The 24,817-nt window shown below is 38.1% G+C and carries 23 protein-coding genes and 2 pseudogenes; 20 read left to right on the forward strand and 5 right to left on the reverse strand.

The features are described 5' to 3' along the window. Positions 1–373: 373 nt before the first annotated feature. A complete protein-coding gene (locus DS885_RS09100; protein WP_258546879.1) occupies positions 374–559 on the reverse strand; it encodes a DUF3545 family protein in 186 nt (61 codons plus the stop codon). Between the two features lie 199 nt (positions 560–758). Between DS885_RS09100 and DS885_RS09105 the strand changes: the two genes are divergently transcribed. The 8 genes from DS885_RS09105 (at position 759) to DS885_RS09140 (ending at position 9,001) form a co-directional block, all read left to right on the forward strand. Beyond that, entirely contained in the window at positions 759–1,277 is a 519-nt protein-coding gene (locus DS885_RS09105) for a GspH/FimT family pseudopilin (RefSeq protein WP_113819145.1), read from the forward strand. Then, positions 1,271–1,888, forward strand: coding sequence for a prepilin-type N-terminal cleavage/methylation domain-containing protein (locus DS885_RS09110; RefSeq protein ID WP_113819126.1), 618 nt, complete (start codon positions 1,271–1,273; stop codon positions 1,886–1,888). Before DS885_RS09105 ends, DS885_RS09110 begins: the two co-directional genes overlap by 7 nt. Positions 1,889–2,042: 154 nt before the next feature. Next, a complete protein-coding gene (locus tag DS885_RS09115; RefSeq protein ID WP_113819127.1) occupies positions 2,043–3,194 on the forward strand; it encodes a 3-phenylpropionate MFS transporter in 1,152 nt (383 codons plus the stop codon). Positions 3,195–3,322: 128 nt separating this feature from the next. Then, positions 3,323–3,793 (forward strand): FxsA family protein, encoded by a 471-nt coding sequence (locus DS885_RS09120; protein WP_113819128.1) that lies wholly within the window; start codon positions 3,323–3,325, stop codon positions 3,791–3,793. Between the two features lie 121 nt (positions 3,794–3,914). After that, a complete protein-coding gene (locus tag DS885_RS09125) occupies positions 3,915–4,160 on the forward strand; it encodes a DUF1107 family protein (protein WP_113819129.1) in 246 nt (81 codons plus the stop codon). Positions 4,161–4,345: 185 nt separating this feature from the next. Beyond that, on the forward strand, positions 4,346–4,636 hold the full coding sequence (locus DS885_RS09130) for a co-chaperone GroES (protein WP_113819130.1): 291 nt from the start codon (positions 4,346–4,348) through the stop codon (positions 4,634–4,636). Positions 4,637–4,680: 44 nt separating this feature from the next. Then, a complete protein-coding gene (groL, locus tag DS885_RS09135) occupies positions 4,681–6,315 on the forward strand; it encodes a chaperonin GroEL (RefSeq protein WP_113819131.1) in 1,635 nt (544 codons plus the stop codon). A 1,099-nt stretch (positions 6,316–7,414) separates the two neighbouring features. Next, positions 7,415–9,001 carry a discoidin domain-containing protein gene (locus tag DS885_RS09140; protein ID WP_113819132.1) on the forward strand — a complete coding sequence of 529 codons (1,587 nt, stop codon included), beginning with the start codon at positions 7,415–7,417 and terminating at the stop codon, positions 8,999–9,001. A 302-nt stretch (positions 9,002–9,303) separates the two neighbouring features. Here DS885_RS09140 and DS885_RS17855 read toward each other — a convergent pair. Then, positions 9,304–9,537 (reverse strand): annotated as a pseudogene (locus DS885_RS17855) (DUF3429 domain-containing protein); the annotation flags it as partial. Here DS885_RS17855 and DS885_RS09150 point away from each other — a divergent pair. Beyond that, positions 9,534–10,103: pseudogene (locus DS885_RS09150) on the forward strand (transposase); the annotation flags it as partial. The pseudogenes DS885_RS17855 and DS885_RS09150 overlap by 4 nt on opposite strands. A 212-nt stretch (positions 10,104–10,315) precedes the next feature. After that, positions 10,316–11,911: a hypothetical protein gene (locus tag DS885_RS09155; protein WP_113819133.1), complete on the forward strand. Its 1,596-nt coding sequence runs from the start codon at positions 10,316–10,318 to the stop codon at positions 11,909–11,911. Between the two features lie 327 nt (positions 11,912–12,238). Here the strand turns inward: DS885_RS09155 and DS885_RS09160 are convergent, their stop codons facing one another. Further along, complete coding sequence (locus DS885_RS09160) at positions 12,239–12,658, reverse strand: DUF3429 domain-containing protein (RefSeq protein WP_113819134.1); 420 nt, start codon at positions 12,656–12,658, stop codon at positions 12,239–12,241. Positions 12,659–13,007: 349 nt separating this feature from the next. Between DS885_RS09160 and DS885_RS09165 the strand changes: the two genes are divergently transcribed. Beyond that, a complete protein-coding gene (locus DS885_RS09165) occupies positions 13,008–13,898 on the forward strand; it encodes a DMT family transporter (RefSeq protein ID WP_113819135.1) in 891 nt (296 codons plus the stop codon). A gap of 54 nt (positions 13,899–13,952) precedes the next feature. Here DS885_RS09165 and DS885_RS17520 read toward each other — a convergent pair whose 3' ends face one another. Beyond that, positions 13,953–14,114: a hypothetical protein gene (locus tag DS885_RS17520; RefSeq protein ID WP_181817742.1), complete on the reverse strand. Its 162-nt coding sequence runs from the start codon at positions 14,112–14,114 to the stop codon at positions 13,953–13,955. Positions 14,115–14,411: 297 nt separating this feature from the next. On the opposite strand from DS885_RS17520, the gene DS885_RS09170 reads away from it, so the two are divergent. The 7 genes from DS885_RS09170 (at position 14,412) to DS885_RS09200 (ending at position 18,037) form a co-directional block, all read left to right on the forward strand. After that, positions 14,412–15,011 (forward strand): DUF4202 domain-containing protein, encoded by a 600-nt coding sequence (locus DS885_RS09170; protein WP_113819136.1) that lies wholly within the window; start codon positions 14,412–14,414, stop codon positions 15,009–15,011. A 68-nt stretch (positions 15,012–15,079) separates the two neighbouring features. Further along, positions 15,080–15,214 (forward strand): HNH endonuclease, encoded by a 135-nt coding sequence (locus DS885_RS09175; protein WP_258546882.1) that lies wholly within the window; start codon positions 15,080–15,082, stop codon positions 15,212–15,214. Between the two features lie 43 nt (positions 15,215–15,257). After that, positions 15,258–15,491 carry a hypothetical protein gene (locus DS885_RS17650; protein ID WP_113819137.1) on the forward strand — a complete coding sequence of 78 codons (234 nt, stop codon included), beginning with the start codon at positions 15,258–15,260 and terminating at the stop codon, positions 15,489–15,491. A gap of 261 nt (positions 15,492–15,752) precedes the next feature. Continuing rightward, positions 15,753–16,106 (forward strand): MerR family transcriptional regulator, encoded by a 354-nt coding sequence (locus DS885_RS09185; RefSeq protein ID WP_181817743.1) that lies wholly within the window; start codon positions 15,753–15,755, stop codon positions 16,104–16,106. A gap of 60 nt (positions 16,107–16,166) precedes the next feature. Continuing rightward, positions 16,167–17,000, forward strand: coding sequence for an SDR family NAD(P)-dependent oxidoreductase (locus tag DS885_RS09190; RefSeq protein WP_113819139.1), 834 nt, complete (start codon positions 16,167–16,169; stop codon positions 16,998–17,000). Between the two features lie 153 nt (positions 17,001–17,153). Beyond that, positions 17,154–17,471, forward strand: a complete 318-nt coding sequence (locus DS885_RS09195; protein ID WP_113819140.1) for an antibiotic biosynthesis monooxygenase family protein — start codon at positions 17,154–17,156, stop codon at positions 17,469–17,471. Between the two features lie 206 nt (positions 17,472–17,677). Continuing rightward, positions 17,678–18,037 (forward strand): VOC family protein, encoded by a 360-nt coding sequence (locus DS885_RS09200; RefSeq protein WP_113819141.1) that lies wholly within the window; start codon positions 17,678–17,680, stop codon positions 18,035–18,037. A 283-nt stretch (positions 18,038–18,320) separates the two neighbouring features. Here DS885_RS09200 and DS885_RS09205 read toward each other — a convergent pair whose 3' ends face one another. Further along, on the reverse strand, positions 18,321–18,629 hold the full coding sequence (locus DS885_RS09205) for a hypothetical protein (RefSeq protein ID WP_258546881.1): 309 nt from the start codon (positions 18,627–18,629) through the stop codon (positions 18,321–18,323). A gap of 72 nt (positions 18,630–18,701) precedes the next feature. Between DS885_RS09205 and DS885_RS09210 the strand changes: the two genes are divergently transcribed. Together DS885_RS09210 and DS885_RS09215 are read left to right on the forward strand one after the other, a co-directional pair. Continuing rightward, positions 18,702–19,202 (forward strand): DUF4437 domain-containing protein, encoded by a 501-nt coding sequence (locus DS885_RS09210; protein ID WP_181817744.1) that lies wholly within the window; start codon positions 18,702–18,704, stop codon positions 19,200–19,202. 470 nt (positions 19,203–19,672) lie between these two features. Then, on the forward strand, positions 19,673–24,478 hold the full coding sequence (locus tag DS885_RS09215; protein WP_113819143.1) for an NAD-glutamate dehydrogenase: 4,806 nt from the start codon (positions 19,673–19,675) through the stop codon (positions 24,476–24,478). Positions 24,479–24,817: the final 339 nt, after the last annotated feature.

The raw sequence follows: 24,817 nt of genomic DNA on the forward strand, positions 1-24,817 counted from the left end.
ACTTATACCAATCATAGTAAGTAACTGATCTATTTTACTTGTTAAAACAACTTATTTTTTCGTTGTAAGTTTCGTATAGGGAACAACCATTTACATCAACTTACGCCTCAAACTAAGCCATTTTTCCGGCGCAAAATTTAGATCAGTTATTTAATACAATTGGTATAACTGCTCTATTTTACTTGTTAAAATAACTTATTACTTCGTTGTAACTTTCGCAAATAGAGCAATTATTAATGAATTAACATCTTTTCGTTCATTCTCCGATAGACGATTAACGAAGTTAATCGTCGAAATGCTTAAATTACGCCTTGAGTTAAGTCATTTTTCCTGTGCGAAATTTAGAGCACTTATTTAATGCAGTTGGTATTAATTACATTAATTCAGATTGTGAAAAACTAAAGGAAGGGTCTATCTCTCTTAGCTCTTTTGCTAATAAAAGTTGAGCTTTTGCATTTTCAATTTCACGCCATTTACGCGGTTTAGGTTTACGCTTAACTGGAGTGGCTAATAAACTATCTAGGGTCATCTCTGTATCGTTCATTTGAGCTTGTTGCATGCTATCTCCTTACATTTACTTTCCAATGTTTATTTCACGTTAAACACAATAATCTGGGTTTATTGCATTTTTATGACGACACAATGTTTCTTTTATTAATAAAACCTACCCCTTTAGATAGAAGGTCATAAGTGAATTTGTGACCTATGCTAGTTAGCTCACCTTAAAAAAGGTAGGTGGCTGACAACAAGGAGGGGTTATGCAGAAAGGTGAAGGATTTACCTTAGTAGAGTTGATGATTGGATTAGCACTGATATCAATTGTATTGGCTATCTCTGCTGCTTCCTATCAAACTTTAGTCGCTAATCAAGCATTGTCACATGCAACGAACCAAGTTTATTACACGCTACAGTTAGCAAAAACAGAGGCGATTAAGCGCAACAAAAAGGTTTACGTTCACTTTTGCCAACAATTAGCTAATTGGTATGTTGGCATGAGTGAAGAGTCTGGTTGTGATTGCTTTACAGTGAACTCATGCCAATTGGATGGTGTTGATAATGTGCAACATCTAGTGGATGGTGAGCAAGTCATGATCAGTCAAGCGAATATGAAATTTGTAGATGATCAAGCTTCCTACGGAGCATTACGCTTTACTGTTAAAACCGGTTCGGTCACCTTAACAAACCAACATCAAGGTGCGTTATCTGTTATTCAAAGTGCAATGCGTTTACGGGTATGCTCGCCAGGTAAAGCCGCACTTGGGCATAAAAAATGTTAGTAACCAATAGATATCAAAGAGGCTTTAGCCTAGTCGAGATTTTAGTTTGTCTTTTTTTAGGATCTTTATTGTTAGCTATGATCATCGGTTTGTATGTGAGTAACCTTGGTAATACCAATGAATCGCTAATTCATTCGCGTTTACGCACTGACCTACAGGCTTTAATTGGGATCATGGAAAACGATTTGCGTCGAGCAGGTTACGGTGGACAAGCCTTTTTAGTCGGAGATGATAGCGATAAAGTGTTTGCTGTTACCAATACAGTAGATCAGCAATGTGTTGTTTATGCTTATAACTTTGATCATGCTGAATCACCTGATGTACAACACTTTATGGGGTTTCGTTATTCCGTTAAAAATAAAAGCATACAATTTGGACGCAAGGTAGATAAACAAGTGAGTAACTGCTTTTCTAGTGGTTATTGGGTTAATTTAACGGATCCTAACTTTTTAAAAATTAAACAATTAAACTTTTTGGAGAGTGAGGTCGCAAATTCTCAACTAACCCTACGCCATCTGCATATCGACATTCAGGTTGAATGGGTAAAAGATAGTGAATATAACCACCAAATAAGCACTTTGGTACAAACCAGAAATCCTGAGTGGCAATGATTTAAGCTTCTAGATAGAAGCTATTAAGCAGGCTACCAATTGCCAACTTTTCTTTATTTGTATCACTATTTACCTTTAACCCAAAAATAGACTATTTATAAACCTTTAATAAATATAAACTAATCTGTATATTTTTTTATAAGGAAATAATGCGTTGAACCTACCTGCGAAGTCTTGGATAACGAGCTATTTTGTTTGCTTCTTCTTCATTTGGGGAATTTTCTTACCTTTTTGGGGAGTATGGTTAGCTGAAAAAGGGATCAGCCCTGAGCAAATTGGGACATTATTTTCATTAGGGTTAGTATTACGCTTCGTGAGTAATATTGGTTTATTGCCGCGCTTAAAAACAGCACAAGCACCTGTGAAGATGGTCTGCTTTTTAACCTTTTCTACTTTTGCGTGTTTGTTGCTTTTAATCTTTTTTCAGTCTTGGTACGCATTAGCGGCTGCCACTTTATTGCTCAACTTCTTATTGGCACCAATGATCCCGCTAGGTGACATCATTGGCACGCGTTTAGTCAAACAAATACAAATGAATTATGGCAAAGCGCGTTTATGGGGCTCGGTAAGCTTTATTCTTGGCTCTACTTTTGTAGGCTGGACGATTGGTGAATTTGGGCATGACAGCATTTTATGGTTACTTATCGTCGCCGTCTTTTTAAACTTCAGTTTAAGTTTAATTAAATTGAACCCTCAATTACAAGAACAAAGTAGACCAAACCCTGGTAGCACCAATAACTTAATGGCTTTATTGAAAAAGCCTAATGTCATTTACTTTATTTTAGTGATGGGGCTAATACAAGGTAGCCATGCTGCTTATTATTCTTTTAGTGCTTTGTATTGGACATCAATGGGGATATCGGAATTTAATATCGCCATATTGTGGGGAATAAGTGTATTTGCCGAAGTGATACTGATGCGACTCAATGATCGCTTATTTAATAAATGGTCTGTAAAACAGATGTGTTTATTAGCGCTCGCCGCTGGCCTGATTCGTTGGGGCACGCTATATCAAACGACTGAGTTCATATGGTTACTGTTAGCTCAAACCTGTCACGCGTTCACTTTTGCATTAGCGCATCTAGCGGCTATGCGCTTTATTGCAATGCAAGACGAGCATTTAATGGTTGGTTATCAAACGCTGTATTCCGGCGTGGCATTAGGCTTGGTTATGGCTGTATTAACCTTTGTATCCGGTTGGATCTATGCACCGCAAGATAGCAGCCTCTTTCTTTGGATGGCGCTTATTCTATTGCCAGTTTTATTGTTATTAAAACGTTGGAAATGTGATTCATCATCTCATTAATTTAATACTTAAGTTGTTGAGAAATAGATCTAATCTGAACTTATCTACGTACTGAAGCTCTAATAACTTGAAATTAATAAAATAATCCCCATAACTAAAGTGTATTCATTATATTTATTGAGGTTCCTATGTTTGCTCGGTTATTTTTAATTTTCACTGGCGTATCTTTATTAGAAATATTTGTATTAGTGAAAGTAGGCGGCTTCATCGGGGCTTGGCCAACTATCTCATTAGTCATTCTAACGGCATTAATTGGTTCCGCTTTAGTGCGCAGCCAAGGGTTACAATTAATACAAAAAGTACAGCAGCGTATGGCTGAGGGTGAAATGCCTGGTCAGCAGTTAATCGAAGGAATGATGTTAATTGTTACAGGGATCTTATTAGTAACGCCAGGGTTTGTGACAGACATAACAGGTTTATTACTACTTCAACCTACAATTCGAGGTAATATAGCGAAGCTAATTTTAGCCAATGTTAACTTCGTATCACAGGGAGCAATGGGAGGCTTTTCAAGCCAAGGTTTTACTCGACAATCTGCTTCTGATGACACCATTATAGAAGGTGAATTTGAACGCAGAGAAGATAAGAAACTTGATTAATATTTATTATTTTTAAACTATTTGGTGAGTAATAAAGTTGTCACATAGATTACGTACTATAACGCATCATATTTATTACTAAATACTAGAACAGTAGAATAACAATAAAAAAGGGGGCACGATGAAAGTTAATCGTCCTAGCACGTTAAGAGTTTTTAAAAAATACCAGCCACGTCAAATTGCTAAGTTTGCAAAAGGCTTCTTTAATGCGCGTATTTTTATTGCAGGTTTAGGCCGCTTTCGGGTGATAGAAGGCAAAGTCGTTGCTTATCAATGCCTAAAAGCAGAGCAGAAAGTGCTCATTGCAGCCAGCGAAATTAATAAAATGGTATCAGAGTTATCTCACCCTAAAAATCTGACTGCCTAGTTTTTCTTAGTTTATCCATAGAAGCTTATTGACGACCAGCTAATCGCTTGATCATAAATAAGCTTTTTTTATGCCCACGTTAAAATATTTTCATTTTTTTTCATTAGGTCTCTTGAATCGTATCTTTTTGACCCCATCACTTAATCAACCAATTCTGTTAACTATTACTATTAAAGGAAGTCACAATGTCTATTCGTCCTCTACACGATCGCGTTATTCTAAAACGTACAGAGCAAGAAACTAAATCTGCGGGCGGTATTGTTTTAACTGGAAGCGCAGCTGAAAAATCAACACGCGGAGAAGTTATTGCAGTAGGTAATGGCCGTATTCTAGAAAATGGTGAAGTAAGACCATTAGATGTAAAAGTAGGTGATACTGTTATCTTCAGTGAAGGTTACGGTCTAAAAACAGAAAAGATTGAAGGCGAAGAAGTGCTTATCTTAAGTGAGAATGACATTCTAGCGATCGTTGAATAATCGTTATTATTTTATTTTAAAGAACACAGTAAAAGGAAAATATAATGTCTGCTAAAGAAGTTCAATTTGGTAATGATGCACGAATTAAAATGCTTGAAGGTGTTAACGTATTAGCAAATGCTGTACGTGTAACGCTAGGTCCTAAAGGCCGTAACGTTGTTATCGATAAAAGTTTCGGTGCACCACACATCACTAAAGATGGTGTGACAGTAGCAAAAGAGATCGAACTGGCTGATAAGTTTGAAAACATGGGCGCGCAAATGGTTAAAGAAGTAGCGTCTCAAACTAATGATGCAGCGGGTGACGGTACAACTACAGCAACGGTATTAGCACAATCAATCATCACTGAAGGCTTGAAAGCGGTAGCTGCGGGTATGAACCCAATGGACCTGAAACGTGGTATTGATAAAACAGTTAAAGCAGCCGTTGAAGAGCTTAAAAAACTATCAACGCCTTGTTCTGATTCAAAAGCGATCACACAAGTAGGGACTATCTCTGCAAATTCTGATGTTGAAATCGGTGAAATCATCGCGACTGCTATGCAAAAAGTAGGCAACGAAGGTGTTATTACTGTTGAAGAAGGTCAAGGTCTAGAAAACGAATTAGACGTTGTAGAAGGTATGCAGTTTGACCGTGGTTACCTATCTCCTTACTTCATGACTAATCAAGAAGCCGGTACGGTTGAGCTTGATAGCCCATTCATCCTAATTGTTGATAAGAAGATCGGAAACATCCGTGAACTACTACCAACATTAGAAGCAGTAGCAAAAGCATCAAAACCATTAATGATTATTGCTGAAGATGTTGAAGGCGAAGCGCTAGCAACATTAGTCGTTAATAACATGCGTGGTATCGTGAAAGTAGCAGCAGTTAAAGCGCCTGGTTTTGGTGACCGTCGTAAAGCAATGCTACAAGATATTGCAATCTTAACAGCCGGTACGGTTATCTCTGAAGAGATTGGCTTAGACCTAGAAAAAGTAACACTTGAAGATTTAGGTCAAGCAAAACGCGTTGTTATCAATAAAGATGAAACAACCATTATCGATGGTGCGGGTGAGCAAGAAGCAATCCTAGCGCGTGTTGGTCAAATCAAACAACAAATCGAAGCTTCTTCTTCTGACTACGATAAAGAAAAACTACAAGAGCGTTCAGCTAAACTAGCAGGCGGTGTAGCGGTAATTAAAGTAGGCGCATCAACTGAAGTTGAAATGAAAGAGAAGAAAGATCGTGTAGACGATGCATTACACGCAACACGTGCAGCCGTTGAAGAAGGCGTTGTTGCTGGTGGTGGTGTTGCACTAGTACGCGTCGCTGGTCTATTAAAAGACTTAAAAGGCGACAACGATGACCAAAACGTAGGCGTTCGCGTAGCATTACGTGCAATGGAGTCTCCATTACGTCAAATCGTTTCAAACTGTGGTGAAGAAGCGTCAGTTGTAGCAAACAACGTACAACAAGGCACAGCAAACTACGGTTATAACGCAACCACAGGTGAATACGGCGATATGTTAGAAATGGGTATTCTTGACCCAACTAAAGTAACACGTAGCGCACTTCAGTTTGCAGCGTCAGTGGCAGGCCTAATGATCACAACTGAATGTATGATCACAGACTTACCGGTAGATGCACCAGCGGCAGCGCCTATGCCTGATATGGGGGGTATGGGTGGCATGATGTAAATTCTGGCTGCATAAATCGTCTACTTCATCGTTGCTGTTGCCACTCGTTTAAGAAACACTAAACGTCGTGGCAAAGCGCCTTGAATTAAACAATTTCTACTATCCAGAATGCTATCTATGAAGCATCTAAAAAGCTCACTTCGGTGAGCTTTTTTGTATCTGATGTTTTGTTGCATAGTTACATAAATCGTCTACTTCATTGTTGCTGTTGCCACTCGTTTAAGAAACACTAAACGTCGCGGCAAAGCGCCTTGAATTAAACAATTTCTACTATCCAGAATGCTATCTATAAAGCATTTAAAAAGCTCACTTTGGTGAGCTTTTTTGTACCTGCAGTCTTGTTGCATAGTTGCATAAATCGTCTACTTCATCGTTGCGTTGCCACCCGTTTAAGCAACACTAAACGTCGCGGCAAAGCGCCTTGAATTAAACAATTTCTACTATCCAGAATGCTATCTATGAAGCATTTAAAAAGCTCACTTCGGTGAGCTTTTTTGTATCATCTGGCTAAAGTAAAGTTATTACGATTGATTTTGCACAGCAAATTACCCCAATAGATCTGGGTTCCACCAACTTTGAATAATTTTTTAGTTCTACTCCTGTTTTAAAAGTACTTATTTGTGCATTTAGGAGGTATCGAGTGATGCCTTAATCTCACCAATTTCAATTATTGTTATCTGATATATGCATCTTTGCTTTATTAAATTGTATTAATAAATGATAGGTAGATCACGGCTTTAACTTTATTGCTTTTTAATTATTCATTTGTTTTTTAATCTTTTAATTTGACTTTAAAATCATTGTTTTTCATTTCTTTGTAAATTACAAAACCCCATAAAAAACTAGTTCATCGACTATAAATCAATCAAACCTTCCTTTCTGATATAAAAGAAGTGATTAATTTTCATGCTTTTTTTATGCTTAAAAGTTGCTGTGCTGTTGTCACAGTTTTGTAGTATTTAAGTAACAAGGCTAAGATTTTCATGTACTTTTTCGGGACATTTTGAGGGGCTATCGCCTGATATGTTTGTTGCTATAACCGCTGAGAACTTCGCTCATGGATAGAGCAAGAAAATCGTTAATAACCGAGGGAATCTTGATGAAAATCTTAACTAAACTTAGTCTTATTTCACTTTCACTATCGAGTGCATTTGCCACTGCAGCGAGTTTATCTATAGACAGTGCAACAGATTTTGGTAATAGCCATGAAAGCTACCCAGCCGACAACGCTATTGACGGCAGCTTGGCTTGGAGCTCACGTTGGGCTGCATCAGGATCCCCGGTTAACCTAAAACTTGACCTTGGTTCAACACAAAGCGTATCAGAGGTCGGTATTTCATGGGGTAAAGGTGGCAGTCAAACTCATACATTTGAGGTCTATGCGCGTCCGGGGACTAGTGGTGGTTGGACTAAGGTCTATGACAGTTTAAGTAGCGGTACGACTTCCAGTATTGAAGTATATGATATCGATGATATCGACGCGCAACAAATACGAGTTAAAACCTTTGAAAATAGCGCCGGTGATGAGTGGACAAATATTAAAGAAGTAGAGATATACGGGGAAAGTGAAAGCACGAGTGAAGGAGTTGACCCCTCCACAGGCTATGCTGAAAATTATGCGTTAACGGGTGATGAGATGACGCTAGATTTTGATGATGTGTCTTGGAACACGGTAGAGGTTAACACGGCAAGTGAACTTGAAAATGCGCTTTCAGAGGCATCGGCAGGTGATAAAATCGTCATTGCATCGGGTACTTATGTCGGTAACTTTAAGCTTAAAGTTGGTGGTTCTCAAAATAAACCTATATGGATTGTAGCTGAAAACGTCTCTAATATGCCTATTCTGGATGGTGATGATTATAACAATAGTACGACTTTAGCCATTGATGGTGAAGACGCTGGTGGTATCGGTTATATCTATGTTGAAAGTATTAAAGTAAGCAACGCGAGAACAGGCATTTCGGTTGACCAAGCTGATTATGTGACAATAGATAACGTGGAAGTATATGACATTGGTCAATCAGCCATTCATCTTAGAGATGGTAGTAAATATAATATTGTTAAGGACTCTTATATTCATGATACAGGTTTGTATAACGTGAAATATGGCGAAGGTGTTTATATTGGCTCTGATTATACTAAATGGCCTGGAGGAAGTAGCTCTTCAGAATACGATCCAGCTGTTGATTATGCGCAAATTTTGAATAATATCATCGGCCCAAATGTGACTGCCGAACATATCGATATTAAAGAGGGGTCATCTTATGCTTACGTGATTGGTAATACGTTCGATGCTGAGGGGATGAATGATATTATTAACGGCGGTTTAAGCTTTATTGATTTCAAGGGTAATTATGCTGAAGCAGCCTACAATACTGGCGATCAAAATGATAATGAGTACTTCGAAAACGCCTTTGAGATAAATGAAAAATCATCTGGTTGGGGCGCTTATAATGACATTCATAATAACAGTGTTACTTTCGATGATGACTATTATGATGATAGCAAAGTATCTGTGACCATTACACTAGCCCTAGGATCCGGGGGGAATGCGAACAGTGTTAGTACAACTGATGATATCAAACCTACGCATTGGGTAGTTAAAAATAATGTTGATACGACTAATACAGTCTCTGATAATACTCGCATTACTGAGGATGAAGATAAAATGTATTCAGGTTTTTAGCTCAGCAGTTAACTTAATACTGATTTGAAGAAAGCAGCCATAGGTTGGCTGTTTTTTATCTCAGCCCTGGATAGACTCAACCTTGTTTTTCTGTGCGCTTTCATCAAGCGGGACGCAGCAACGTTTATTTTCTGGGGGCAATCCCATGCTATCTAACCAATCACAATAGCGATGCCATATTTTTTTATTTTTTCATAAAACCTCGAGCTTTCCTAATCTCCTCACTATTACTTGTTCATAACAGTATTACAGATTTAAAAAATCAATGATGGGCTAACTTATTAAGTGTCAGCTGCTCACTCTTATGCAAAGTAAAGGCTCATTCCTATGATAGGTATGTGGTACACAAATACCATCGTAGTCAGTACAAAACGCATCTGTTGATAGTCTTTGTGATAGGTTTTCCATTGTGCTGTGGCTTTTTCAAATATAAGTACCAACCAAAAGTTTGCTCCTAACCAAGCAAGCGCCCATTCAACAGGCAAAAATGATACCGGAATAACAGGCGCTACTGCTTTTATCGCATCACTATAGTTATATCACGGACAATCAATTTAGAAAGCGTAATCCACTATTTAAGGTGAGTGAAACGTATGAAACAGAGCAAGAAAAACGACGTTTAAAACGCAGTAAAGGTAAATCAAGATTATTTACCTCAGATGACTTTCATTATGATGAAACAACACAAACCTGTTACTGCCCAGCAGGTAATGAAATGTGGCGAAGTGGGATAAATGTAAAGAGTCACAAGCAACAATACACACGATTCTGTGGTTATTTAAAAGACTGTAAGGTATGCCCTTTACAACAGCAATGCATGCGTAAACCACCGAAGGATAGGGGAAGGCAAGTTCAATTTAAAAATAATGAATCACGGAAAAAGCTAAGCTATGGCGACAAAATGAAAGTTAAGATAGATAGTCCAATAGGACGGCGCAAATACAGCAAGCGATTAGGAGCCATTGAACCTGTGTTCGGCAATATTACTGTGAATAAAGGGATGAATAAATTCACGCTGCGCGGCCAAGAGAAAGTGAATGCGCAATGGCAAATGTACTGTCTCGTTCATAATATAGAGAAGTTAAGGGGTAGTTTACATTAAGAGAAGGGCTCAGCCCTTAACTCAATAAATCTCGCATATTTAGCCTTCTAATCCCATTTATGACTCAATTTAATCAATTAGTTAATAAAAACAAAATAATCTATTTAATCTCAAGTAAATGTAAGCTACTGTCATTTTTATTTAAAGTAAACAGGCTGAAAATGAGAAATTCTACAGTCTCGTTAGGCATTTCAATATAATTGAGAGTAATAATGAACGAAACGGTAAATGAAGTACCAAATTGGGTACCTGTTATCACCAACTTTTTATCAGAAAACATAGCTTGGATTGCTTTAATTGTATTCATGGTAGTCTTTAAAGATGCGTTATCTGATTTTCTCAAAAGGCTTACAGGTTTCCATTACTCAAATGGGGAATCCAAGCTGGGTTTGAACGCAGACTCTCCGATTAAGAATGAACAAGTTCAGGAGAAAGATGATTCTCAAGCAAATGATGAAAGGCAACAGGAAGTAGAAGTTTCTGTTAGTAAAGATGGTGTAACCAATTGGTTTTCTGATGTTGATAGCGCTTTGGAGGAAGGGGACATTGAAAGAGCCAACAAAGCTTTTAAAGAATACGAGTTAAACGCCAAAGACCAAAGCAAGCTCTACAATGATAAAAGTATTTACTTCTACCTTTTGTTTCATAAAGCTAACGACCGACAAGCCATTCCTAATTTGGAAAAGCACATTGAACAATCTCAAACGGAAGAGCTTAGATACGAAGCCCTAACATGGCTATCTGGTTGCTTACTTGATAGTAAACAATATCTACGAGATATTGCTCTTTGGTGTGCAGAGTTACCAAAATTTGAGTCTTTACACCTAAAAGTTAATGCGTCAAAAAATTTAGCACAAGCTCACCGTGCGAATGGAGATTTAGATAGTGCTAAGAAAGTAATTCTTTCACAGTTGAAGAAAGTAGAGCAAAGGGCACTCAAGGCCACTTTATTTTCTACTTTGGCGCAAATCGAAGAAGATCTAGGAAATAAAGTTCTTGGGGCATATTGTAGAGACAAGTCAGTAGAAAATGACCCAGAAAATCTGGATGAAGTTTTTACTTCAGCATATAACGCAAGTAATTCAGGGGTTTTTGAATTATCAATAAGTAATTATGTTCTTCTAACTAGCGTTAGCTCAAAGAAATCTATCGCTTGGAACAATCTTGGCGTTCAGGCTAAAGAGAGTGGTTGCAAGTACAAGTCAATAGAATTCTACAATAAGGCTGCAGAACTCGGTGAAACTCTAGCTATGGCAAATCAAGGTTACGCATTATTGGAAGTAGGTTTTATTGATGAGGCTGAACGCATTGCTAACGAAGCTCTAGAAATGGAAGATGTGCACAAGAATATTTACAGTCTTATGACTAGGATCTCAACGATAAAGAATGAAGAGTCTAAAAAGTGGAAAGATATACAGCGAAAAGCATCTATAAAGCAAGCGCACTTTAGAAAGTACACCGAAAAGTTCTATGTAGGTAATACTGATGAATTTGAGGGGGTATGGAGCATCGAAGGACAAGAAAAAGACATATCAACAGGTGGTGATCAAATAAGTATAACGTGGGAGTCTGTTGCAGGCCTGTCCGATACACGAATGAAGTTTTCGTTAAGAGGTATTATTACAGGAGCTACTTTTTCAGGTCACTATAAATCGGAAGCATTGGATCAGACTAAATCATCATTACTAATAGGCTTAGACAACTTTGAAACAGAGTGTTTGGCTTATGTTGATAACGACTCCATTAATGCTTTCTCTGTTGAGAAAGGAAGTGATCGGACAGTGAAACTTTCTAGAAAAAATGCCTAACAAGTCGTTAAACGCAGACGCATAAAGGCTGTCATCGTTTTTGCAAAAGGTAAAAGCGCAAAAAAAACAAACTTTGCGCTGGTTAACGAGGCGTTACTCGTTGTTAGTCAACGTCCTTCAGATGTTAGCCGCACTATTTTAGCCAATGTAACAACCTTATAGCGTGAGGCTAAGTAACCCCCAAGAGCAGCAAGTCGTTCATAAAATGATGCTTTATTCATTAAGCTCTTTCGTCACAATGCCCATTGCATCAAACAAAGAATTTGGACAGCAAATATACTTTTGTAATTATTTAGCTGTCCAGTAATAAGGTTAACCTGCTCATCGTCATTTAGAATAAAGGCTCATTCCTATGGTAAGTATGTGGCACACAAACACTACCGTAGTCAGCACCAAGCGCATCTGTTGATAATCTTTGTGATAGGTTTTCCATTGTGCTGTGGCTTTTTCAAATACAAGCACCAACCAAAAACTTGCTCCTAACCAAGCAAGCGCCCATTCAACAGGTAAAAAGGATAAAAAGGGTACCGGAATAACAGGTACCACTGCTTTTATTGCATCGCTATAACTTTGTTCACCAGCTCGCCACAAATTACCGGCCATAAAAGCAAGTATGGCAATACTATAAAAGATAAAAAACGCTAAGTTCGCACTATTACTTCCAAACAATATCGGCCAGGCTACGCAGCCTAAAAATGGCAATAATCCTAAATAACCAAGTTGAATATGATTAGTAAATTTTTTCATTGCGATATGCCTTATGTGTCAATGTTTTAAGCACGGAGCTTTTAGTACTGATCTTAAAATATGAATAAATTAACGATTTATAAATGAGTTACGAAAAGTACTAATCAATAGTTCAATATTAAAAATTGATTGTGCTAATCTAACCAATCAATTTTATTCTTCTGTGGCCTGACTGTATTAATAAGTTAACGCGCAAGGAGACTTCAAGACACCCACTAGGTAAACACAATCAAATCAAAATTTTACGATTTAATACCATGGGCATTCTGTTATTCTGTATTAACACCCTTAACAAAATGCGGAGAGGTTGGTTAAACGCTCTCGTTATCATGCTCATTGGATTAAACACATGACTCTCAACTACATTCCTACTATTAAAGACTGGCTTTTTTTGTTGTTACTCATTCTGTTGTGGGGAACATCATTTATGTTTACTGCCGTCTCACTGCAAAGCTTTAGCCCTGTGGCGATAGTCTCTCTGAGAGTGTTGATTGCGGCGATAATTCTCACCCTGTTTATGTATATTAAAGGGTGGCGTTTGCCTGTGGAGCCCTTGGCTTGGGGGATCTTTTTACTGTTCGGTATTATGGGGAACTTATTGCCTTTTTTTCTTATATCAACGGGGCAAAAAGATATTAGCTCTGGCATTACCGGATTATTGATGGCATTTATGCCGTTGGTAACAATGATTTTGGCACATTATTTTGTGTCAGGGGAGAGCCTTAATCGCTTTAAAGTTTTTGGGTTTTTGTTAGGTATAACTGGTGTAGTGATTGTACTTTGGCCGTCGCTAGTAGGCGCTCACAGTAGTTTATTGAGTGGTCTGTTGATTTTGTTCGCCACTTTTAGTTATGCGATAAATGCTATTTTGGTGAGGCGATTACCTTCTTATAACCCTGTTGTGACAGCCGCTGGGGTGATGATTATTTCGAGTCTCGTTATAGTGCCATTGTGGCTATGGCAGGATTTACCGTGGCAACAAAGTTATTCTTTAACAGCCTCGTTATCCATGTTGTGGTTAGGTGTCGGCCCGACTGCGTTTGCGACCATTCTTTTGTTTGCCGTTATTGGCTCAGCAGGTCCTACGTTTCTTTCCTATATAAATTACGTGATCCCAATCGTGGCGTATTTTACTGGCGCGTTACTTTTGGGCGAAGCTATAGAATGGCGAACTCTAGCAGCAATGATATTCATCATTATAGGCATCGCACTCACGCGAAAGCGGGTTGCTATTGAATAAAAAATAAAGCGGTGTTAGCGGTTATTAATGAGTGTTAATAACCGGTAAGCTTCTCTACTTTTTACCCTCTTTTGTTGTGCCAATATTTTGCTCGGCGCGAAGGGCTTTTTGTGCGCGTTCATCCAATGGGACACAACAACGTTTATTTTCTGGTGTTAACCCCATTTCATCTAACCAGTTGCAGTAGCGTTGCCATGCTTTCGTTATTATGTTCATAAAGCCTCGATTTTGATTAATAATCTAATGTCTAGTGGATATATAATACAAGGTTATATATTTTAAAAAATACATGGTTAATGATTCTATGCAGTCTCTCATGCTATTAAGCTATTTGGCCTTCTTCTAAATTTGCAGATCATTATCTTCAACTCCTTATTAGAATATTAAGATTAAACAATGTTTTCCCAACTAATCCATTTATAAATTGACTGCTGAACCGCTAAGCGATATTAATATCTTCGAGGTTTTTTTATATGGATTGTAAAATATTGCCTATGGCATCAGGAGTGAGTGATGAGTACACAACAGTTTGAGCAAGTAATTGCTTTGATTGATGACGCGAATAATCAAGATCCTAATAAAGTTTGGAATGGCAATATTGAATGGCCAAAAGAGCGGTTGTATTCAGAACGAATGACTGAAATGTTAATGCGTTTTAAGCCGGAGGCCAAAGATGTCATTAAAATTGCTGTTCGAGCACAACATATACTGCGTTGGAAATCATTACGAAGTGACTATCCGTTAGGTAAACAAGGCTACCATCAATGGCGAACCGAGCTTTATAGCTTTCACGCTGAGCGTGTCGCTGAATTAATGCAACAGGCTGGTTATGAGCAGGTAGAAATTGATCAAGTTAAACAGGCCGTGGGTAAAAAATCCATTAAACGCAACCCTGATACACAACTACTTGAAGACGTTGCAGGGTTAGTGTTTGTTGAGCACTACATGTTTGAGTTTGCTAACAAACACCCTGAATATACGGAAGAGAAGTGGATGGGTATTATCCTTAAAACCTGGAAGAAAATGTCTGATGATGCGCATCAGTTTGTATTAGACGGCGGGATTACTTTACCTGCACCTTTACAAGGTCTAATTGTTAAAGCAATTAGTTAATTGCTCACTTACGACTCTGCTTTTTGTTTGTTGAGAAAAATAGTGGACATATATAAATTTTTTATCGAATTACTAAAACCACGGGATGGCATATTCACCATATTGTTGAAAAGGTAAAAGGTGGTAGTAATGAACTGAGTAGCTTAGTGTTGTTGCCCCCTAATTATCATCGAAAATTGCATGTGTTACCGTCAACCATTTGAAATAAAGAGTATTTATGACTAGAGAACAAGATATAAATATTATGTGATTTGGGATAACCGTAGAATAGGATTTATTTTAAATGATGTATATCATGACAAAATAGGAGATCCTTGCGCTATATTTGATCAAGACTCTCTTTCTGGTCTAGGCAACAAGGAATTTACTGTTGATGAAGATGATGACCTTCTAAGAAGTGATGGAACTAAGTTTAGAGTTATCTCTGAGTCGGATCCTGAGTTGAAGAAAACAATGTATGCAAACGGAGGCTCGATTTAAACGCTGGGCTGTACTTATGTACTGACTTATAAAGGCTTGAGCCGTATGCGGGTAAACTCGCACGTACGGTTCTTAGGGGAGGGGGGAACAGTCATTATCGCTCCTTATCCGGTATTCTGGCTGCATAAATCGTCTACTTCATCGTTGCTTTGACACTCGTTTTTTGTTTTATATTAAAATTAAGTTTAAATAATGGTTGTGATTTCTTTAAGGTTTAGAAAATCTACAGCGCCATTATTTACTAATCTGGGAGTTCATATTTTGTTAATCGGTCAAGTTGCAGAACTTACTGGCACGACTCGTAAAGCTATTCGTCATTATGAAGCGATAGAATTAATCCCCTCTCCCAAAAGAAGCGGTAGTTATCGAGTTTACAGCGATCATGACGTAATGGTGATCAGTATGATTCGAAGAGCACAAGCCCTAGGTTTTAGCCTCAAAGAGCTCAAAGATATTGTATCTAGAAAAATTGCCGATCAAAAACTGCCTATACCGCTTGTTTCTGCTCAAATAGACAATAAAGTCATCGAATTAGAGAAAGAAGCATTGTCCTTACAGTCTAAGATTGAAAACCTAAATCAATTTAAAATTGATTTGATTAAAGAATTTTCTTGACCTTGTCTCTAAGGGCAAGGCTTATATTTGTCTCTGAATTTATTAACGGAGATATTTATCATGAAGGATTTAACTTTTAAGAACAAAACGGTATTAATCACTGGTGCCTCTTCAGGCATTGGTAAAGAATTTGCTCATCAACTTGCTAACCAAAATGCAAACTTAATCATTACAGCAAGAACAACGAGCGATCTTATTGAGTTAGCTAACACATTACAGTCTGAAAATTCGGATATTTGGGTAAAAACAATTTCCGTCGATCTAAGTGAAGCAAATGGTGCTCAATTGCTATTTTCAGGCGTTGGCGATATGGGACTATCAGTAGACTTCCTAATAAACAATGCTGGCTTTGGTCAGTTTTGTGAGTTCTCAGACGAAACTTTTTCAAACTACCATGAAATGATGATGCTCAATATGCATGCCCTTGTCGAGCTTACTCACCTATTTATTCCTCATTTGAAAGAGCAAAATAGTGGAGGCGTCATTAATGTTGCATCTACAGGCTCTTTTCAACCTTTACCTTATCAAGCAGTATATGGTGCCTGTAAAGCTTTCGTATTAAGCTTTTCAGAAGCATTAACTGGTGAATTGTTAGATACAAACATTCGAGTGATGGCTTTATGTCCTGGTGTAACTGAATCTAATTTTATGAAAAGAGCAAATGCAGATACATCAGGAATGACGTTTTTATCTGCAAAAAAAGTGGTTAACACTGCATTAAGTGCATATGGTAAAAACCGTGTCTATGTAGTATCTGGTTGCGTTAATTATTTAACATCATTAATACCTCGATTTATTTCGCGAAAGAGAGCAATGATCATTGTTGCCAACATGTTTAAACATAGTGTGTTAAATAATAAAGCTCAGCAAAAAATGCATAGCTCCACACTCTAAAAGGGAGTTAACTTATTACTGCTTTAAAAGTGATGGGGCGCTTTTAAAGCAGTAATATTTTGTTTTAAAAAAGGTTGAATGAGTCAAGTGCTCGTTTATTTTACTATCGTTTCTAGATATTTTTTTATAGGGAAAGAGTGAAAGGGGAAATTTATGTTAGCTGTTATTTTAGAGTTTGATGTAATTGAAGGGATGGAAGAGGAATTTAGAACTGCGTGGATTGAAACGACGGAGTTGATATACCAACATTTTGGCAGTTTAGGCTCAAGGTTACATAAAGCAGAAAATGGTAAGTTTATTGCCTACGCACAATGGCCAAGTTTAGATATTTATGAAAGTGAGCACAATTGGCCTGTTAATTGTGAGCACTCTAGAGAAAGAATGAGAGCGACCCTTAAAATAGGCAAGCCAACACTGCTTCACAAATTGACATTAGATACTGATTTGTTGAAAGGTCTTGTGCAATACTAATCAGGCTAATTAACCGATCGACTTAGCTGGTTAAAATAACTGATTGCTTGGTTATGAATGTCGTAAAAGTATAAAAATAGCGGGCACCCATTTTTTATAATCTATTTAAATCTCAAGTAAATACAAAATACTGAGTTTAATGATTAACATTAGACTGCTTATGGGGAGTTCTATCGTTTCGATGTACGCTATAAAGGGGGTAGGTTATGCCATCAAATATAAAGTTAAATTATGTTGAGTTTCCCGCTAAAGATATCTCGGCCACAAAAAAGTTCTTCGAAGATGCATTTGGTTGGCACTTTATTGATTACGGTCCAGATTACACTGCTTTTGAAAATGAAGGGTTAGACGGTGGCTTTTATAAGTCTGATTTAACATCGCTAGCTTCAAATGGGGCTGCCTTACTCGTATTGAAAACGAGTAACTTGGCGCAAACTCAATCAAGGGTAGAATCTTTTGGTGGTAAAATATCTACCCCCATTTTTTCATTTCCTGGTGGCAGTCGTTTTCATTTTATTGAACCTAGTGGCAATGAGTTTGCTGTTTGGTGTGTAACGGAGACATAGCAAATGCCTTTAGTAGGTATGTTACGAAAGTTGTATATATCCACCTTTAAGAAAATATCTCTACACCTCCTAAATAAAAAACATACTTATTACGGCTAGATATCGCTAACTGTCGAGTAGAGAGAACCACCATTGAATAATGTTGTAAAGCTATGAAAAATGGTGATGAATTGAGATTTAGCAACCTTTGCTTTGTTAAATCAATTATAAATTGATTGCTAAACCTCGAAGCGATAATTGTCTCGCTTGAAGGTGCTGTTTTAATTAACAGCGCATAACTCATTTATATAGGCTGATTGGGAGATCTAGAGAGCGGCCACTCCTCTTCTGAAAGTTGGTTGGCATTGATCAACTGGCTTCGTAACTCACCGACTTTTTGTTTTAGTTGGTCTCGTACCAATCTCACTGCTGGTGTGATCATCTGTTTGCTAGGCAAAACTAACCATAACTCTGTAGTAGGAAAATGGTAGTCGGTCATCACTCTTGTGAGCTGCCCGTTTAATAATGCTTCTGCAATATCGATAGCTGATTTCTTGGCAACACCAACACCATCAATGCACAATGCACCAGCGGCGCACCAAGTCTCCATCATTAGCTGCACGGTTACTGCTCATTTTTATTTTAAATGCTTGTGAGTCTTTATAAATCAACCAATGCAGCAAAAATGTGGTTGCCTAGTGGTTCATTTTGGATACAACCTGCTGGTGAAAGCCATATCACTGCGGCAAGTGGTGAAGAGAATCTTATTTATTTAGAGATTGATAGCGGGCCATACTTAGTAGAGCCAGAAGACCAGGCTTTTGATAATGGTGAGCGACCAGTTAATGTGTCTGAAAATAATATGTTTTGGTTAACGGCTAATGATGCGAACTGGTTAGATGCAGGTAGCGCTAAAATTAGTTACCTTTGGGGGAACCCAAAAGCGACTAACGGTAGTTTTGTTAAGTTACCGGCTGGCTTTAAAGGTAGCTTAGAAAATGATACTGAAATGAAAGCTGTAGTGGTAAAAGGGAGTGCAAATTATCAATGGTCTTTAGATCCGAAAGTGACCTCTCTATCACCAAGTAGTTTCTTTAGTTCAGAAGGCCAAGCAAAACATATTATTGAAGCAAAAACCGATGTGGTTTTGTATGTGAAATCTGTGGGCAAATTTGCAGTGGAATAATAGTTAATATGATTAATTAAGTAAGATATTTTTAAGTTATATTAATCACTCTTATTTGTATTAGTTCAGACTAGATCTGACATTTCAACTTGAAAAGTTGAGAGTTACCCGTTTTGATAAAGGTGTCGAATCTTTATTTCAAAACAGCTAAAAAGGTAGCTCTCATGTTTCATACTAACAATCCAAATCATGAAACACTGCTTTAAAAAGCGTTTAGAGCACACCTTTATAAAACCAACTATCCTTACAACTTTTGCTTTTTCATAAGCGCTAATGAAATTTAAAATAACAACTTCCTGTCTGTATCTTCATAACTAAAAAGTGGCTTCACAATTTCATCGAATTAATTACGTTATTTAGTGCTTTTTTGTGTGCTATCGAGCGCTTCTTAATTTATTGTATTGTTAATATATTTCTTTTTACATAGCCTTGTGCTTTGTCGTTACTCTCCGATACTTAAGTAGGTATACATGAATAGTCAAATCAGTCAAAAGTTAGATATTCTCGAGCAAGTATTTACCCAACTAAAAGCACATTTCCCGGTGCGAGAACAACCTTTATTAGAAAACTTTATTTCCGGCATTTATCGTGATGTGAGCATTGTTGATTTAGCCACTATTAGCCCAGATGATTTAGCGGGGTTAACGGTTTCTTTGTGGCGTGAAGTGCATGTTTGGAAAGGGCAAGCTGCCAAAGTTAAAGTGTTTAATCCAGATGTAGAGCAAGATGAGTGGCAGTCTACTCATACTATTATTAGTATCTTAAATCGAAATATTCCCTTTGTTATTGATACCATTAAGATCACCCTCAATAAATTAAATACCAAATTGCACCGTATCTTTTACAGTGAAGTATGCAGTGAGCGTACTGTGGCAGGAAAACTACGTAAACTTAATACCGATGACATCAAGGTTAACGATTTAAATACCGAGTTATTGTTATACATTGAAATTGATCAAACCAGTTCATCGGCTGAACGCACTAAAATTCAAGCGAGTTTAGAGCAAGCATTAGCGAATGTGTCGCTAGTGGTTGATGATTACACTAGCATTCAAAGCAAAGTAAAAAGTGCTATTCAAAAGAGTAAAAAAGAGAGTAAGTTAATTACAGAGAAAGATGACTTTGTAGAACAGCAAACTTACTTAAGTTGGATGTTAGATGATCACTTCACCTTTTTAGCCTGTGATGAATTTAAAGTAAAAGATAATGTTATTAGCATTAGTGAAGGTAGCGCCTTAGGCCTATTTAAACATAAAGATTTCATGGCGGATTTAGAGCACTTTGATTGTTTAAGTGAATTAAAAAATGGCTCTTTATTACACTTTAGCAAAGTCTCACAGCGTGCGATGGTACACCGTATTGCTTACCCTGATGTTGTGTATATTAAGCAGTTTAATAAACAAGGGGAGTTAGTGGGAGGGATACGTTTAATTGGCCTTTATACCTCTTCTGTTTACAGCGGTAGTCCACTAGGTATCCCAGTTGTTCAACATAAAATCAGTAATGTTTTAGCCCAGTCTGGTTTGAGCTTAGGAAGTCATTACTACAAAGAGTTAACACAAATTTTATCAACCTACGCGGTGGAAGATTTGCTGTTATGTGATGAGCAAACCTTGCTTAACAATGTCATTGAAGTCTTGCATGCGCAAGAGCGAAAGCAGCTTAAACTTTTCTTAAGAACCGACGGTAATAAGCGTTTTGTGACGGCGTTATTATATGTGCCGCGTGATCTATATAATACGGAAGTCAGATTAAAATTCGTTGAGCTGTTATCTCGTACGCTGGATATTGCTGACAGTGATTTTCAAACTTACTTAAGTGAATCCAATTTAGCGCGTTTACGTTTGGTCATTCATCTAGATAAGCCTTACCAAGGTGACTTAGAAACGAATGCTATTCAGCTACGTATGCAGCAGATCACCAAAGCGTGGAGTGAAGAGTTACAAGAGTCACTCATTGAAAACTACGGTGAAGAAACGGCAGTCAAGTTAGCGCGTAAATATAGCTCTGCTTTCCCAACGAGTTACCAAGATAGCTTTAGTTCTCGTGTTGCAGTGACAGACATTGCACGCATTGAGTCTTTATTTAACTCACCTGAACGTTCAATGGGGTTACGTTTTTACCGCTCTATTGAAGCCAATAACAGTGGTTTAAAACTTAAACTATTCCATCAAGATGGCGCATTATTATTATCTGATTTAATTCCTATTTTAGAAAACTTAGGGTTAAAAGTTGCTCAAGAATATCCGTTCCAAGTTTGCCCAGCAGGTGAAAGTACTTTCTGGTTATATGACTTCACCTTGTTATATGGGGATGACGCTGGTTTTGACCCAGAGAATTACCGTCATCTGTTCTCCGATGCATTTTTAGCTATTTGGTATGCCGAAACTGATAATGACCCATTTAATAAGCTTATTTTAGGGGCTGGCATTGCGTGGCGTGATATCGCGATGTTGCGTGCTTATGCCAAATACTTGAAACAGATCCGCTTTGGTTTTAGCCATTATGCTATAGCTAAAATCTTGTTAGATCACAGTGGTTTTGTAAAGCAGATCGTCGAACTATTCCATGCGCGCTTTAACCCTGAGCAACAGCTCAGCTTAGAACAACAAGCCACACTAGAAAATAATATTTTGGAAGCGCTTAATGAAGTCAGCAACCTGAATGAAGATAGAGTGCTGCGTAAATATGTTGAGCTGATCATGGCGACGATTCGTAGTAATTACTTCCAACAGCAAGATGGGCAATTCAAAGAATACATTAGTTTCAAATTTGACCATAACAGGATTGGTGAAATTCCATTGCCACGTTTGAGTTATGAGGTGTTTGTTTACTCTCCTCGTTTTGAAGGTGTGCATCTTCGTGGTGGTAATGTTGCTCGTGGTGGCCTGCGTTGGTCTGACCGCGGGGAAGATTACCGAACTGAGGTGTTAGGCTTAGTAAAAGCACAACAAGTGAAGAACTCTGTGATTGTTCCGGTAGGCGCAAAAGGTGGCTTTGTGGCTAAGCGTTTAAACCCTAGCATGGATAGAGATACCTTTATGCAGGAAGGGATTGCCTGTTACAAAATGTTCATTAGTGCGTTATTAGATATCACAGATAATTTAGAGGCAGGTAACCTGTTACCGCCTCAACAGGTGGTGCGTTACGATAATGATGATCCGTATCTAGTGGTAGCTGCTGACAAAGGGACAGCGACCTTCTCTGACATTGCTAATGAGTTAGCAATGGACCGTAACTTCTGGTTAAACGATGCCTTTGCATCGGGTGGCAGTAATGGTTACGACCATAAGAAGATGGGGATCACAGCAAAAGGTGCCTGGATCAGCGTGCAGCGTCACTTCAGAGAGCTAGGTGTTGATGTACAAGAACATCCCATTTCGGTTGTGGGTATAGGCGACATGGGCGGCGATGTATTCGGTAACGGTATGTTGTGTTCTAAGAAGATTAAATTAGTGGCTGCGTTTAACCACTTGCATATTTTCATTGATCCTAATCCCCAAAAGCTAGATGCGTGTTTTGAAGAGCGCCAACGTTTATTTGATACACCAAGAACCAGCTGGGCTGATTACAATACTAAATTGCTCTCTGCTGGTGGTGGTATATTTGAACGTTCTGCGAAGTCGATTGCAGTTTCACCTGAAATGGCAAAAGCTTTTGATATCAAAAAAGCCAAAGTCACACCTACCGAATTGATCTCATTACTGCTTAAGTCTGAAGTGGATTTACTGTGGAATGGCGGTATTGGGACTTATGTAAAAAGTAGCAAAGAAAGTCATGCAGATGTTGGTGATAAAGCCAATGACATCTTACGTGTAGATGGAAATGAGTTACGCTGTAAAGTGATTGGCGAAGGCGGTAACTTAGGCATGACACAAAGTGCGCGTATTGAGTTTTCTGTTAATGGCGGACAATGTTTCACGGATGCTATCGATAATGCGGCGGGTGTAAACTGTTCGGATTTAGAAGTTAATATTAAAATTCTATTAGATAAATTAGTGTCAAAAGGTGACCTCACGGTTAAACAGCGTAATGTTTGGTTACAGAATATGACTGAACAAGTGTCAGACTTAGTACTGCACAATAACTACCGCCAAGCGCAGAGTATTAGTTTATCGTTTTTACAAGGTGCCAAGAGCATTGAAGCATTACGAGGATTAATCAATAGTCAGGAAGAGAAGGGAAAACTGAATCGTAGCTTAGAGTTCATCCCAAGTGATGAAGAGATCAGTGAGCGTAAAAATGCTGGGTTAGGTGTAACGCGTCCGGTTATCTCGGTGATGATCTCTTACGCTAAAAATGAGATGAAAGAGGAACTGGCTAAAGCACGTATTGCTGAAGATGGTTACTTAGCGAAAGAGGCTGAAAAAGTGTTCCCAGGTGAATTGGTTGAAGCTTATAAAGCGGAGATCCACGAGCATCCTTTATTATCTGAAATTGTTGCCACCCAGGTGAGTAATGATCTGTTTAATATTATGGGTGCGAGCTTTGCTCACCGTATTATGTCAAGCACAGGCTGTTCTTTCCTAGAGTTAGCAAAAGCTTGGGTAGCGGCTCGTGATATCTTCGATTTACCAGAGTTATTAGCTGAAATTGAATCCTTAGATAATAAGATAGCAAGTGCGGTACAGGCTGAGTTAATTAACAAGCTAAAACGTATGGTACGACATGCTTCACGTTGGATTGTAAGAGGGCATAGAGATCAGCTAGATTGTGCTTCTTTAATTGATACCTATAAAAAAGCGTTACATGAAGTGAAAGGCAACTTACCCACTTTATTAAGTGAGAAAAGCCTGTTAAAACGCCAAGCTGAGTTAGCCTATGCTGAGCAGGAAGGCGTGCCTAAAGCATTAGCTGAGAAGCTTTGTAATACCGAGCAATCTTATGCTCTATTAAACATCATTGATGTTGCCACTAAACTGAAACTGGACGTGAAGTTAGCGGCGCAAGCTTACTTTTATTCAGAAGAGAAGTTGAAGTTAATGGATATTGCAGGGCAACTTAACTTGTTGCCTGTTGATAGTCATTGGCAATCTCTGGCTCGTGAAGCGATGCGTGATGATTTAGAGTGGCAACAAAAACGCATTACCCGTGCGGTATTGTTAACCATGAAAGACAAAGACGTGGAAACAGCCTATGCAAATTGGCAGTCTCAACACCAAAGCTTAGCTGATCGTTGGTTGAAAATGACCGATGCATTGCTCTCGGTTAGCCTGCCTGAATTTAGTATGTGTCAGGTGGCATTAAGAGAGTTACTTGACCTGTCGAAGAATTAGATAAAAGCTTAAACAACTTAAGCAGCTAAAACCAAAAAGGCGATGTTAGTGATAACATCGCCTTTTTTATTGTCAGTTTTTGCTATTATACCAATCATAGTAAGTAACTGATCTATTTTACTTGTTAAAACAACTTATTTTTTCGTTGTAAGTTTCGTATAGGGAACAACCATTTACATCAACTTACGCCTCTAACTAAGCCATTTTTCCGGCGCAAAATTTAGATCAGTTATTTAATACAATTGGTATTAGCCACAAACTCACGGGAAACTATAATGATGAAACATTTAATTGTAGGGTTAACCGGCTTACTGGCTTTAGCAACGACCACTTCAGTGT

It is taken from the genome of Psychromonas sp. B3M02 (genome assembly GCF_003318165.1).
Classification (GTDB): domain Bacteria; phylum Pseudomonadota; class Gammaproteobacteria; order Enterobacterales; family Psychromonadaceae; genus Psychromonas.